This window comes from Haloplanus rubicundus (genome assembly GCF_003342675.1).
Lineage (GTDB): Archaea > Halobacteriota > Halobacteria > Halobacteriales > Haloferacaceae > Haloplanus > Haloplanus rubicundus.
Window position 1 is genome coordinate 2,041,193 of the sequence record NZ_CP031148.1, and the last position, 12,610, is coordinate 2,053,802.

At 66.6% G+C, this 12,610-nt stretch carries 13 protein-coding genes; 1 reads left to right on the forward strand and 12 read right to left on the reverse strand.

What is annotated here, in order from left to right:
* Nucleotides 1-110 precede the first annotated feature (110 nt).
* Complete coding sequence (locus DU484_RS11410) at nt 111-1,571, reverse strand: DHH family phosphoesterase (RefSeq protein ID WP_114605951.1); 1,461 nt, start codon at nt 1,569-1,571, stop codon at nt 111-113.
* 87 nt (nt 1,572-1,658) lie between these two features.
* On the opposite strand from DU484_RS11410, the gene DU484_RS11415 reads away from it, so the two are divergent.
* Nucleotides 1,659-2,054 (forward strand): DUF7522 family protein, encoded by a 396-nt coding sequence (locus tag DU484_RS11415; protein WP_114586166.1) that lies wholly within the window; start codon nt 1,659-1,661, stop codon nt 2,052-2,054.
* Between the two features lie 7 nt (nt 2,055-2,061).
* Here DU484_RS11415 and DU484_RS11420 read toward each other — a convergent pair whose 3' ends face one another.
* The 11 genes from DU484_RS11420 to DU484_RS11470 all read right to left on the reverse strand — a co-directional run bounded on the left by DU484_RS11420 (nt 2,062) and on the right by DU484_RS11470 (nt 12,536).
* A complete protein-coding gene (locus DU484_RS11420) occupies nt 2,062-3,570 on the reverse strand; it encodes an NADH-quinone oxidoreductase subunit N (protein WP_394338764.1) in 1,509 nt (502 codons plus the stop codon).
* Nucleotides 3,570-5,102: a complex I subunit 4 family protein gene (locus DU484_RS11425; protein WP_114605953.1), complete on the reverse strand. Its 1,533-nt coding sequence runs from the start codon at nt 5,100-5,102 to the stop codon at nt 3,570-3,572. Before DU484_RS11425 ends, DU484_RS11420 begins: the two co-directional genes overlap by 1 nt.
* A complete protein-coding gene (nuoL, locus tag DU484_RS11430; RefSeq protein WP_114586169.1) occupies nt 5,099-7,120 on the reverse strand; it encodes an NADH-quinone oxidoreductase subunit L in 2,022 nt (673 codons plus the stop codon). The genes DU484_RS11425 and nuoL overlap by 4 nt, the downstream gene beginning before the upstream one ends.
* Before the next feature lies 1 nt (nt 7,121).
* Nucleotides 7,122-7,424, reverse strand: a complete 303-nt coding sequence (gene nuoK / locus DU484_RS11435; RefSeq protein ID WP_114447408.1) for an NADH-quinone oxidoreductase subunit NuoK — start codon at nt 7,422-7,424, stop codon at nt 7,122-7,124.
* Nucleotides 7,424-7,825 (reverse strand): proton-conducting membrane transporter, encoded by a 402-nt coding sequence (locus tag DU484_RS11440; RefSeq protein ID WP_262342776.1) that lies wholly within the window; start codon nt 7,823-7,825, stop codon nt 7,424-7,426. Before DU484_RS11440 ends, nuoK begins: the two co-directional genes overlap by 1 nt.
* The gene (locus DU484_RS11445) at nt 7,822-8,106 is read right to left on the reverse strand and encodes an NADH-quinone oxidoreductase subunit J (RefSeq protein ID WP_114447406.1); all 285 of its coding nucleotides are present in this window, start codon (nt 8,104-8,106) and stop codon (nt 7,822-7,824) included. Before DU484_RS11445 ends, DU484_RS11440 begins: the two co-directional genes overlap by 4 nt.
* Nucleotides 8,107-8,169: 63 nt before the next feature.
* On the reverse strand, nt 8,170-8,631 hold the full coding sequence (locus tag DU484_RS11450; RefSeq protein ID WP_049936392.1) for a NuoI/complex I 23 kDa subunit family protein: 462 nt from the start codon (nt 8,629-8,631) through the stop codon (nt 8,170-8,172).
* Nucleotides 8,631-9,758 (reverse strand): complex I subunit 1/NuoH family protein, encoded by a 1,128-nt coding sequence (locus DU484_RS11455; RefSeq protein WP_114586171.1) that lies wholly within the window; start codon nt 9,756-9,758, stop codon nt 8,631-8,633. The genes DU484_RS11450 and DU484_RS11455 overlap by 1 nt, the downstream gene beginning before the upstream one ends.
* On the reverse strand, nt 9,758-11,422 hold the full coding sequence (locus tag DU484_RS11460) for an NADH-quinone oxidoreductase subunit D (RefSeq protein WP_114586172.1): 1,665 nt from the start codon (nt 11,420-11,422) through the stop codon (nt 9,758-9,760). Before DU484_RS11460 ends, DU484_RS11455 begins: the two co-directional genes overlap by 1 nt.
* The gene (locus tag DU484_RS11465) at nt 11,419-12,126 is read right to left on the reverse strand and encodes an NADH-quinone oxidoreductase subunit B (RefSeq protein WP_114586173.1); all 708 of its coding nucleotides are present in this window, start codon (nt 12,124-12,126) and stop codon (nt 11,419-11,421) included. Before DU484_RS11465 ends, DU484_RS11460 begins: the two co-directional genes overlap by 4 nt.
* The gene (locus tag DU484_RS11470) at nt 12,123-12,536 is read right to left on the reverse strand and encodes an NADH-quinone oxidoreductase subunit A (RefSeq protein ID WP_114586174.1); all 414 of its coding nucleotides are present in this window, start codon (nt 12,534-12,536) and stop codon (nt 12,123-12,125) included. Before DU484_RS11470 ends, DU484_RS11465 begins: the two co-directional genes overlap by 4 nt.
* Nucleotides 12,537-12,610: the final 74 nt, after the last annotated feature.

Genomic DNA, 12,610 nt, shown 5'->3' on the forward strand with positions numbered 1-12,610 from the left:
GTCGTCGGCGGCTCGCTCGCCGACCGCTCATACGGTTTCGTGTAAGCCATTACCGGTGGTTCGCCGACCCGTCTTGGCGAACCACCGGTACACAGTTACACTAATCCGTATCACTCCTCCAGCGGGAACTCCAGCGCGATGTCGGCGGCAGCGGGGTCGCGCCGGGGCGCGCTCGGCGGGTTCTCCAGCACCTCGAACAGCCGGCCGGCGATCACGTCGTCGACGATGCTCGCCAGCGACTCGGCCGACGCCTCCTCCACCGCGCCGAGGATGCCGAGCGGGATCTGTGCCCCCGCCATATCGGCGTGTCCGCCGGCGCTCCCGATGGAGCCGAGCGCGTCGCGCAACACCTCGCCGAGGTCGACGTCGGTGCCGCGCGCCCGGCCGGAGACGTAGACCGTCTCGTTCATGAAGCCGTGGACGACGACGATGCAGATCCCTTCCATGTCGAGCAGACGGTCGGCGGCCTGTGCGAGGGCGTCGCGGTCGCGGACCCGCCCGACGCCGGTCGTGAGCACGTCCCCACGCACCCGGCGGTTGCGGATCGCCGCCGACAGCGTCGCGAGTACGTCCGCGCTCATGCTCGGTTCCTCGACACGGTCGAGCACCGACTCGTCGGCGGTCGGGAGGAGGAACGCGGCCGCCTCGAAGTCGGCCTCGACTGCCTCGCGCGTGAAGTCACGCGTGTCGATCCGGATGCCGTACAAAAGCGCCGTCGCGACCACGCGATCCGGCGTCATTCCGAGTCGGTCGAGATACTCCGCGAGGAGCGTACTGGTCGCGCCCACGTCGCTCCGGAGGTCGACGTACCGCGCCTCGACCGGCGCCCGCGGCGGGTGGTGGTCGATCACCACGTCCACCTCGGTGTCGGGGTCCAACCCGTCGTTCACGCCGGGTCTCGAGTGATCGACGAGGGCGACGCCCGCGTACTCCGCGATCCGGTCCGCCGACTCCACGCTCAGGAGGTCGAGGTCGAGCAGGTTCACCAGCGCCCGGTTCTCCTGGTGTGAAATCTCCCCGAAGTAACAGGCGTCGGCGTCGACGCCGACCGTCCGAGCGACGTGTGCGAGCGCGATGGCCGACGCGATGGCGTCTGGATCGGGGTTGTCGTGCATCACGACGGCCAGCCGGCCGTCGATGTCGCGGAGGACGCTCAACAGTCGACAGACCCGCTCGGCCCCCTCGCCGGTGACCGCCTCGAGGAGGTGGTCGACGACGAGCCCCTGCACGTCGACGACGCGGTCGGCCACCTCCTCGAGCGCGGGACCCGACTCGGACCCCCGCCGCCCGTCGCAGGCGACGATCAGGGCCTCCGGAAACGACTCGCGGGCCTGCCGGGCGGCCGCGAGGTTGCGGTCGGCGTCCTCCCCGAGCACCACCACCACGTCGGTCGCGTCGGGATACGTCGCGGGGTCCGTCGGATCGCCGCGGGTCACCTCCGCGATGCCGTCGAGTCCCTCGATCCGGGAGTCGTCCGGGAGGACAGCCCGAAGCTCCCCGCCCCACGTCGAGACGACACCCGCGACGGTTTCGCCAGCGCGCCCACACCCGAGCACGAGCCGCCTCACCATATCCGTTCGTTACGCCCGCCACTCAAAACCCTACCGTCACGAACTGTCGATGGAGTTATCAGAGTGTGGTGCGTGATACCGTGTAACATGTCCGACCAACGTGATCTCGTCGATCCGTCGCTCGAGGAGCAGTTGGTGAGCGCCTGCCGAACCGCAGTCGGCGACAGCTTGCGGAGTGTCACGTACTTCACGCCGGACGCGTACGAGCAGATGTATCTCCGGTCCGACCTGGAAGCCGACGCCGACCTCGCGGCGTCGGTCGAACACGAGGCCGCGGGATTTCGCACACAGATGGCGTACGAGGGGAGCGAACTCGGCGACTACCAGTACACGCTCCGGGTGTTCGAGAACGGGTTCATGACGCGCGTCATCGACGGCGACCGGGGCGTCTTCGTGACGACGGACGGCATCACCGTTCTCAGATCGAAGGAAGTGACCGAGGCGATTCGATCGACGTTACGGGTGACGGCGCCGGCCGAATGACCGGCCGTTACGCGAACAGCGCCGTCGCGGCGCTCTGGGCCGTCTCGACGACGGGCCCGAACGCCGGCAGGAGGACGAGCGTCCCGACGGCGGCGACGAGCACCGCGACGTAGATGCCGAGCGGCGTCGCGCCGAGATCAAAGGTTCCGGACGGGTCCTCGATCCACATGGCTTTCACCACTCTGGAGTAGTAGAACAGCGACAGCGCGCTGTTGATGGCGCCGACGGCGGCGAGCCACCAGAAGCCACCCTGAATCGCCCCGTAGAAGAGGGCGTACTTCGAGAGGAAGCCGCCGAAAGGCGGCAGCCCCGCCAGCGAGAACATGAAGACGGTCATCGCCAGACAGGCGACCGGCGCCTGCGTCGCGAGGCCGTTGTAGTCCTCGAAGGTGCGGCCGACCCCCCAGTGCTCGACCATGGCGATGAACAGGAACGCGCCCGTGTTCATGAAGCCGTAGACGAGCAGGTGGGCCATGCTCGCGCCCATCACGGAGCCGTTGGGGCCACCGCCCGAGAGCGCCGCGAGGCCGATCAGCGCGTAGCCCGCGTGCCCCACCGAGGAGTACGCGAGCATCCGCTTGACGTTCTCCTGAGTCGCCGCCGCGAAGTTGCCGAGCGTCATCGTGACGACGGCGAGGACGGCAAAGAGGAGCGGCCAGTCGACGCCCATCGGCACGACGGCGTCGATGGGGAAGGCGACGGCGAAGACGCGGAAGGCGACGGCGAAGCCGGCCGCCTTCGACGCCGACGAGAGGAAGGCGCTGATCGGAGCGGGCGCGCCCTCGTACGCCTCCGGCGCCCAGAAGTGGAAGGGGACGGAGGCCGTCTTGAACGCGAAGCCGCCGGCGATCATCACGATACCGATGCCCGCGACGCCGACGAGGTCACCCGCATCACCGATAGCCGCGGCCACCTCGGAGAGGAGGAGCGACCCGGTGACGGCGTAGATCAGGGAGATACCGAACGCGAAGACGGCCGAGGAGACGGCGCCGACGAGGAAGTACTTCAGCCCCGCCTCGACGCTCCCGCGGTTCTTCTTGAGGAAGGCGACGAGCGCGTAGGAGGGGAGCGAGGCGAGTTCGAGGCTGACGAACACCGTCACCAGCGACCCCGACGAGGCCATGAGGCTCATCCCCGTCGCGGCCAGCATCACCAGGGAGTAGAACTCCGCCTGGTAGGTCCGGTCGCGCAGGTAGTCGTAGCTCGCGAGCGACACCATGGCGGCGACGCTGGCGAAGATGACGGTGAAAAAGAGGCTCATCCCGTCGACGACGATGGAGCCACCGTAGAGTTCGATGGCACCGCCGCTTCCGGTCTGGCCGGTGCCCGCGAGCAGGAACCAGCCGGCGACGACGAGGGCCGAGACGCTCCCGAGCGCCGAGATGCCGGCGAGCGCCGTCGGCCGGGTCGAGTCGGGGTCGATGCTGTCGACGAGGAACAGGACGAGCGCCGTCAGGGCGAGCAGCAGCGTCGGCGTGACGGCCGTCCAGGTCGGCAGTTGGGTCTGAATCGGGATCACGAGAGTTCACCTCCGAAGTCCAGCAGCGGATTCACCGCGTCTTGGATCATCCCGAAGAAGAGGTCGGGGGCGACCCCGAGGACGATGATCGTCACGAGGAGGACGGCCAGCGGGACCGTCTCGTGGAGCGCGGCGGGACCGACTTCGTAGTCGGTCTCCAGGCGGAACGCCCCGAAGAGCGTCCGCTGCATCGCGAAGAGCAGGTAGCCGGCGACGATGACGATGCCGAACATCGCCGCGGCGGTGTAGAGGGGCATCCCGGCCGTGACCGTCGACGCGAAGGCGCCCTTGAAGATGAAGAACTCGCCGGCGAAGCCGGCCATCAGGGGGAGCCCCATGTAGCCGAAGGCGCCGGCGACCAGAATTCCCGTGGTGACCGGCATCCGGTCGGCCATGCCGGACATGTCGCCCACCATCCGCGTGTGGGTGGCGTTGTAGATGACGCCGACCGCCATGAACATCAGCCCCGAGATGAGGCCGTGGGCGATCATCTGGAAGGTAGCCCCGCCGACCCCGTAGGTCGTGTAGGCGACGAGGCCGAGGATGACGTAGCCCATCGAGGAGACGGAGGAGTAGGCGACGATGCGCTTGAGGTCCTGCTGGGCCAGCGCGAGCATCGCGCCGTAGATGACGCTGATCACGGCGATCAGCGCGATGGGAACGGCGAAGGCCGTCGCCGTCTCGGGCATCATGGTGAAGTTGAACCGGAGCAGGGCGTAGGTCCCCATCTTCAGGAGGACGCCCGCCAGCATCACCGACACCGGCGACGGCGCCTCGACGTGGGCGTCCGGCAGCCACGTGTGGAAGGGGACGATGGGCACCTTCACCGCGAAGCCGAGGAACATGGCGATAAACGCCACGGACTGCAGCGTCGCGGCGGGGATGCCGTACAGCGACCCGAGTTCCCCCGCCCGGAGCGCGGCCGCGATGGCCGGCATGTCGAGCGACGACACCGAGTCGCCCAGGCCGAAGACCAGGGCGATGAAGCCGATGAACATCGCGAGCGACGCGATGTTGGTGTAGACGAAGAACTTGATCGCGGCGTACTTCCGGCGGGGACCGCCCCAGACGCCGATGAGGAAGTACATCGGCAGGAGGACGGCCTCCCAGAAGACGAACCAGACGAAGAAATCGAGCGCGGTGAAGACGCCGAGGAGGTTCGCTTCCATGAACAGCATCAGGCCGTAGAACTGCGACTGGCGCTCGTCGATGGGCGTCCACGCGCTCACGATGGCGAGCGTCGAGAGCAGCGTCGTCAGCACGACCAGCGGCAGGCCGATGCCGTCGACGCCGACGTGCCAGTTGAGCGTGTAGCCGCCGAGTTCCAGCCACGGCACCATCGTCTCGAACGCGATGTCACCGCCCATCAGGGCGTTACCGGTCGCGTCGAACCGACTCCACATGTAGAGGCTCCCGACCACGGGGAGCAGACTCAGCGCCGCGGCGAGGCGGCCGGCCACCTCGTCGGGGGCCAGCATCACCACGAACGCGGCAATAAACGTAACGGCGATGAGCGCTTCGATGATCATGCGAACCACCCTCCCATCACGCCGAAGACGACGAGCAACGCCACGAGCCCGAGGGTGAGGAGCGCGGCGTAGTTAGTCACGACGCCGGTCTGGATGCGTCGAATCCGACTTCCGGCGAACAGGCTCACCGACGAGACGCCGTTGACGACGCCGTCGACGACGCCCTGGTCGAACGTATCGGCCAGCCGAGCCACCGGCAGGACGACCGACTGGGCGATCCAGACCTGGTACTCGTCCTGGTAGTAGTTGTTGTACCACAGCGTCTTGATCGCGCCGAGCTTCTCGGTGTGCTCGGTCGGGTCGTCGACGTTGTAGAGGACGTGTGCCGTGAGGACGCCCGCGAGCGCGAGACCGAGCGAGACGGCCGCGCCGACGGCGACAGTCGTCGTCTCCCCGCCGATGTACGCCGACGAGTACGGGAGCACGTCGCCGTAGTGGTGGGCAGTCAGCGCCTCGAAGCCGCCGTCCAGCCACTGGTGCAGGAAGTCGATGCCCGAGATGCCGAGCAGTTTCTCGACGGGCACCATGTTGACGACGCCGACGACGGTGGCGAGTGCCCCCAGCACGACCAGCGGGGCCTTGACGTTCCATCGAACGCCGTGGGGGTTCCGAGCAGTCTCCGTCCGGGGTTCACCGTGGAAGGTCAGGAAGACCATCCGGAAGGTGTAGAAGCCGGTGAAGAAGACGGCGAGGAGGCCCATCGCGTAGCCCGCGAGCAGCAGGGGTGACCCCCCGAGTCCGTGGATGAGCGTCTCGTAGAGCACCTCGTCTTTCGACCAGAAGCCGGCGAAGGGGAAGATGCCCGCGAGCGCGAGCGAGCCCGCGAGGAACGTGTAGTACGTCACGGGCATCCGCTCTTTGAGGCCGCCCATGTTCCACATGTCCTCGTCGTGGTGCATGGCGATGATGACCGAGCCTGCGCCGAGGAACAGGAGCGCCTTGAAGAAGGCGTGGGTCATCAGGTGGAAGGTGGCGGCGACGTAGCCGCCGGCCCCCAGCCCCAGCATCATGTAGCCGTACTGCGAGATGGTGGAGTAGGCGAGCACCTGCTTGATCTCCCGTTTCACGACGCCCATCGTCGCGGCGACGAGGGCGGTGAAGCCGCCGACCAGCGCGATGATGCCGAGCGCCGTCGGCGAGAGCGCGTAGAAGCCGTACATCCGCGCGACCAGGTAGACGCCGGCCGCGACCATCGTCGCGGCGTGGATGAGCGCGGAGACGGGCGTCGGACCCTCCATAGCGTCCGGAAGCCACGTGTGCAGCGGGAACTGCGCGGACTTCCCGATGACGCCGCCGAGGATCAGGAGGCCGACGATGGTGAACCACGTCTCGGGCGCGAAGCCGAAGGTCGTCACCTCGGCCGCACCGTTGAGCGCCTCCTCGGCGAGGACGGGGAACGACCCCTCGCCCGCGAACTTCGCGGTGCCGAAGGTGGCGAAGACGGCGACGACGCCGACGAGGAAGAAGTAGTCACCGAACCGAGTGACCAAGAAAGCCTTCTTCGCGGCGCTCGGCGGCCCCTCCTGGCGGAACCAGAAGCCGATCAGGAGGTACGAACAGAGGCCGACGAGCTCGAAGAACATGAAGGCCATCAGCAGGTTGTCGGCGACGACGAACCCGAGCATGGAGGCGGTAAAGAGGCCGAGTCCGGCGTAGTACCGCGGCAAACCAGTCTCGCCCTCGTCGTTCATGTACCCGAGGCTGAAGACGTGGACCAGCAGGGCGACCAGCGAGACGATCAGCAGCATCATCGCCGCCAGCGGGTCGAGGAGCAGACCGAAGGTGAGGGTGGTCGTCCCCTCGCCGACGCCCGCCGCCCACGTGTAGAGCGTCTCGTTGTAGACCTCGCCGCCCGCGACGGTCAGGAAGACCCAGGCCGACAGCACCAGGGAGCCGGCGGTGGCGGCGATGCCACCGAACGCGCCGCCCTTGGGGAGGTACTTCCCGCCCCCCAGCGACACGAGGAAGGAGAGGAACGGGAGCAGTACGATCGCGGGTGCGTAGTCGAACGCCGCCATCTTACCACCTCATCTCCTTGGCCAGCGTCACGTCCACGTCGTTGAAGTTGCGATACAGCACGAGGATGATGCCGATGCCGACCGCGACCTCCGCGGCGGCGAGCGCCATCGTGAACAGGCTGAACGTCTGGCCGGTGACGTTGCCCCAGTACGCGGAGAACGCCACGAGGTTGATGTTGGCCGCGTTCAGCATGAGCTCGACCGACATCAGGAACAGGAGCGCGTTCTGACGGGTCAGGATGCCGAACAGCCCGATGCAGAACACGGCGGTCGCGAGCAGGAGGTACCACTGCACTGGGACCATCAGCGGTCACCTCCGTCGCCGGCGTCGGTTTCCGCGTCCGTCTCGGCCTCCGCGTCGCCGCGGAACCGATCACGGACCCGCCGACCGCCGTCGGCGAGCAACGCCACGGCGCTGCCGTCCTCCTCGCGTTTCGCCAGGAGGATCGCCCCGTCGAGGGCGGCGTCGAGCGCCACCGCGATGACGATAAAGGCGACGAGCATCCCCTCGCCGGGCACGGTACCCATATCGAGGTTGAACATCGCGTAGCCGATGCTCGCGGTGATTTCGGCGTCCGGGCCGAACATCTGTGGGTCGCCGAACGAGGCCCGGAGGACGGCCGCCGCAATCACGACGAACAGCGCGACGGCCGCGAGGCCGGGGAGCAGGTGCGAGCCGGTTCTGAGCGACGGCTTCGTCGTCACGTCTCACGCACCTCCGTTGTCGATGTCGATTCCGCTGCCGAGGTCGATTTCGTGAGCATCACGGCGAACGTGATGAGGATGAGCACCCCGCCGACGTAGACGAGGATCTGCATGGCGGCGAGAAACTCCGCCTGCATCATCACGTAATGTACCGCGACGCTCAACAGGGCGCCACCCAGGAGGAGTGCGGAGTGCCACACGTCCTCGACCAGGACGACGCCCAGGCTGCAGCCCAGTGTGATCAGGGCGAACAGCGCGAACGCGATCGTTTCATACACCATTGCTTGAGTTTGCTTGAGGTAGTCCTTTGAACGTTTCGAGACGGCGTAGCGCCGACTCGGCTGTCACTGGTAGTCGATTTCGCCGTCACCTTCGCCGATCCACGCGCTCCGGTCGGGGTTGCGCGATTCGAGCGGGTCGATCCCCTTGTACCACGGGACGTTCTTCAACTGCTCTTTGTTGTAGACGAAGTCGTCTTTCGTGTCCGCCGTGAACTCGAAGTTCTGGGTCAACAGGATGGCGTCCACCGGACACACCTCCTCGCAGAGCCGGCAGTAGATACACTGGCCGATGTGGAGGTTGTACTGTTCGCCGTTGCGCTGGTCGTCCTGTACGATCTGGATCGTGTCGTTCGGACAGACGTTCTCGCACTGCCGACACCAGATGCAGCGCTCCTGGCTGAACTTGTGAACGCCGCGGAACCGCGGGCTCACCTCCGGCGCCACGTCCGGGTACTCGACCGTGAACGTCTTGCCGTCCAGCGCGTGTTTCATCGTCACCGCCATGCCTTTGAGGATTCCAATCATTACACGATCACTCCCACGAGGACTGCCGTGAGCACCAGGTTAGCCAGGGACAGCACGAGCATCCCCTTCCAGCCGATTTCGATCAACTGATCGATACGCACGCGCGGCACCGCGGAACGGGCCCACTGCGTGAACAGGAAGAACGCCCACATCTTGATCACCATCCAGACGAACCCGGGCAGGACCGGTCCGGCCGGGCCGCCGAGGAAGAGGACGGCCATCAGCGCGCCGCCGAGGAAGATGTGGATGAACTCCCCGAGGTAAAAGAGGACGAAGTAGACGCTCGAGTACTCGGTCTGGTAGCCGGCGACGATCTCCGTCGGCGCCTCCGGGATGTCGAACGGGTTGCGTCCGATCTCCGCCATGTTCGCCGCCAGGAAGAGGACGAACGCGAACGGGTTGACGAACGCGTACCAGCCCGGAATCGCGATGCCCGCAATCGTGACGAGCGTCTCGGTCTGTGCGGCGACGATTTCGCTCGTCCGGAAGGTGCCGGCGAAGAGGATCACCGACGCCGCCGTGAGGACGAGCGGAATCTCGTAGGCGAGGTTCTGCGCGATGGAGCGCAGCGACCCCAGAAGCGAGTACTTGTTGTTCGAGGCGTAGCCGGCCATCACGAGTCCGAGCGACGCGATGGAGGCCGCCGCGAACGCGAAGACGATCCCCGTCTCGGGGTCGGCCAACTGGAGGCCGCTCCCCAGCGGGATGACCGCGAAGCCGAGCAGCGCCGAAAAGGGCAGGATGATCGGCGCGAGGTCCCACGCCGGTCGGTCGACGCCGTCCGGAACGATCAGTTCCTTCGAGAGCAGTCGCACCGCGTCGGCGACGATGATCAGCAGGCCGAAGGGGCCGATCCGGTTGACCGCGATGCGGTCGGTGAACGCCGCCGTGATCTTCCGTTTGGCCCACGGCCCGGCCAGCGCCGTCATGCCGAGCATGATGTTGGCGATGAGAAAGGCGCCGATGAGGCCGCCGACGATGTCGCCGAACGTGCCCGAGAGGCCGAGCGCGCCCGAGATCGTCTCGGGGAGCGTCGTCACCGGGCCGCTGGCGGAGGCGTTAGCCGCGGAGGCGTTGGCGGTCCCCGTCGGGGTGGATGTCCCCGACTGGAGCAGTAGCCCGTCCATCAGCGATCCACCTCACCGAGGACGATGTCGAGGCTGCCGAGCGACGCGATCAAGTCGGGGATGTACTCGCCGTTGGACATCTCCGGCAGGGTCTGGAGGTTCGAGAAACACGGGCTCCGGATCTTGAACCGGGCGGGCTTCTCGGTGCCGTCGGCACGCACGTAGATGCCGAGTTCGCCCTTCGCGCCCTCGACGGCGCGGTAGATTTCGGTGTCGTCGTCCGGCCGGATGGTCCGGGGGACGTTCGACTGGATCGTCCGCTCCTCTTCGGGCCAGTCCTCCAGCAGGTCGACACACTGCTCGATGATCTTCGCCGACTCCTCCACCTCGCGTAAGCGGACGAGGAGGCGGCTGTAGTTGTCACAGCCGTCCTCGACCGGCACGTCCCAGTCGAGTTCGTCGTAGTAGCCGTACGGGTCGTCGCGGCGCAGGTCGTAGTCGATGCCCGACCCGCGAGCGACCGGCCCCGTGGCCCCGTAGCTCTTCGCGACTTCCGGGGGCAGCACGCCCGTGTCGACGGTCCGGATCTGCAGGATCTCGTTGGCGGAGATGAGGTCGTGGTACTCCTCCAGCGCCTCCGGCAGGTCGTCGAGGAAGTCCCGAACCAGTTCGAAGAACTCCTCGCGGGGTTCGGGCAGGTCCCAGACCACCCCGCCGAGGCGGAAGTAGTTGAACATCAGGCGCTGGCCCGTCAGCTCTTCGAGGATGTTCTGGACTTTCTCGCGGTCCCGGACGGCGTACATGAAGATGGCGGTGAAGTCGCCGTAGACGTCGAGCGCGAAGGTGCCGACCGCGAGCATGTGGGCCGCGATCCGACAGAGTTCGGCGCCCATCGTCCGGATGACCTGTGCGTACTCCGGCACCTCGATGTCCGCGAGGTCCTCCGCGACGCGGGCGTACGCCCACTCGTTCAGCAGGCCCGCCGAGATGTAGTCCCAGCGGTCCGGGTAGGGCATGATCTGGTAGCGGTAGGTGCCCTGCTGACAGATCTGCTCCTCACAACGGTGGAGGTAGCCGATGTCGGACTCCACGTCGACCACCTGTTCGCCGTCGAGGACGGTCTTCAGGTGGAGGACGCCGTGGGTCGCCGGGTGGTGCGGGCCGATGTTGAGGAACATCGTGTCGCCCGCGTCGCTCGCGTGGTCCTCTTGCAGCGGGTTGGCGTGTTCGCGCAGGGGGACGATCTGTGGCCGGTCCTGATCGTAGTCCCGGCCGAGGGGGTGGCCCTGCCACGTCTCGGGGAGGAGGATGCGACGCAGGTCCGGGTGGTCGTCGTACTGGATGCCGACGAGGTCGTACGCCTCTCGTTCGTGCCAGTCGGCGGTGCGGTAGACGGGTTCCGCCGACTCGCTGACCGGGTCGTCGGTCGGCGTCGGCACGACGACGCTCACCTCGTCGGTGGGGTCGTCGTACTTCTTGAGGTGGTAGATAGACTCGTAGCGGTCCTCGTACTCCTGTGCCGTGACACAGGACAGGTGGTCGTAGCCGGCCTCGTCGCGCAGGCGGAAGAGGGTGTCCTGCACCTCGTCCGGTCGGACCACGAAGCCCGGCGCGTTCAGGTGGTCGTCGCGGTCGAGGACCAGATCGCCCAGTAGGGCGTCGATCTCCTCGGCCGTGGTCGGTTCCGTCTCGACCGTATCCGGGGGTGATTCTTCGAGGCTCATGGCGAGTCGGCCCAGTTGTACCGCATGACGAGGTCGTCCTCGTCGATCTGTTCGGCGAGTTTGTCGACCACTTCGTCGCGGTCGAGGTCGCTGAACTGTTCGAGTTCGTAGGGTTTGACCGTCACCGGCGAACTCTCGCCGTTGGCGATGCGCTCCTGCAGCTTGGCGACGCCGTAGACCAGCGCCTCGGGCCGGGGCGGACAGCCGGGAACGTGGATGTCCACCGGGATGACCTCCTCGGCACCCTTGATGACGTTGTACCCCTCCTGGAACGGACCGCCGGAGATGGTACACGACCCCATGCCGACGACGAATTTGGGTTCGGGCATCTGGTCGTAGACGCGCTTCATCCGCGGGGCGAACTTGGAGACGATGGTCCCCGGAACGATGATCACATCGGCCTGTCGCGGCGACGCACGCGGCACGCCCGCCCCGAACCGGTCGAGGTCGTGTTTGACCGCGTACGTGTGCATCATCTCGATGCTACAGCAGGCGATGCCGAACTGCAGCATGAACATCGAGGAGCCACGCACCCACTCCATGAACCGGTCGAACTTCGTGAGGATGAACGGCGAGGAGCCGAACGCCTCGCGAAGTTTGGAGTTGAACCGGTTGTCGGTTCCCGACGCCCCGATGCGGGCGTCGCGTGTCTCGCTTCCTACCTGTGTCGTGTCGGTGACGAATCGTTCCTGTTCGCTACTCATGATTGACGCTCCGTTTTACGGCGGTTCGCGCGCGGGCTCTTGACCCACTCGACCGCGCCGTTCCGCCAGGCCCAGACGAGAGCGATGGCGAGGACCCCGATGAACACCAGCATCGGCGCGAGCACCTGAGCGAGGGTCGCCCCGCCCTCCAGTGCCGGCCGATAGATCAACGTCCACGGGAAGATCAGGACGGTTTCGACGTCGAAGACGACGAACAGCAGCGCAACCATGTAGTACTGGATGTTGAACTGGACGTGCGCCGTCCCCGTCGGGACCTCTCCACTCTCGTAGATGACGGTCTTTCCTTGTTCGGTGACGGTCGGCCGGAGGAGCGCGGACACTACCATCATGCCGATGGGGATGCCGACGCCGACCAGGCCGAGTGCACCGATTGCTATCCACTGATTCATACCTTGATTCCTGTCGTCTTGGCGGTTAGGAGTGCTCCCCCATAAGCGTTGATTTATGCCATTCGGGGACGTGA

Bases quoted from the DNA above. Each gene is read 5' to 3' on its own strand.
- DU484_RS11425 (WP_114605953.1), bottom strand. From the start codon at position 5,102: ATGATCATCGAAGCGCTCATCGCCGTTACGTTTATTGCCGCGTTCGTG.
- nuoK (WP_114447408.1), bottom strand. From the start codon at position 7,424: ATGGTCCCAGTGCAGTGGTACCTCCTGCTCGCGACCGCCGTGTTCTGC.
- DU484_RS11410 (WP_114605951.1), bottom strand. From the start codon at position 1,571: ATGGTGAGGCGGCTCGTGCTCGGGTGTGGGCGCGCTGGCGAAACCGTC.
- DU484_RS11465 (WP_114586173.1), bottom strand. From the start codon at position 12,126: ATGAGTAGCGAACAGGAACGATTCGTCACCGACACGACACAGGTAGGA.
- DU484_RS11445 (WP_114447406.1), bottom strand. From the start codon at position 8,106: ATGGTGTATGAAACGATCGCGTTCGCGCTGTTCGCCCTGATCACACTG.
- DU484_RS11470 (WP_114586174.1), bottom strand. From the start codon at position 12,536: ATGAATCAGTGGATAGCAATCGGTGCACTCGGCCTGGTCGGCGTCGGC.
- nuoL (WP_114586169.1), bottom strand. From the start codon at position 7,120: ATGGCGGCGTTCGACTACGCACCCGCGATCGTACTGCTCCCGTTCCTC.
- DU484_RS11455 (WP_114586171.1), bottom strand. From the start codon at position 9,758: ATGGACGGGCTACTGCTCCAGTCGGGGACATCCACCCCGACGGGGACC.
- DU484_RS11415 (WP_114586166.1), top strand. From the start codon at position 1,659: ATGTCCGACCAACGTGATCTCGTCGATCCGTCGCTCGAGGAGCAGTTG.
- DU484_RS11460 (WP_114586172.1), bottom strand. From the start codon at position 11,422: ATGAGCCTCGAAGAATCACCCCCGGATACGGTCGAGACGGAACCGACC.
- DU484_RS11450 (WP_049936392.1), bottom strand. From the start codon at position 8,631: ATGATTGGAATCCTCAAAGGCATGGCGGTGACGATGAAACACGCGCTG.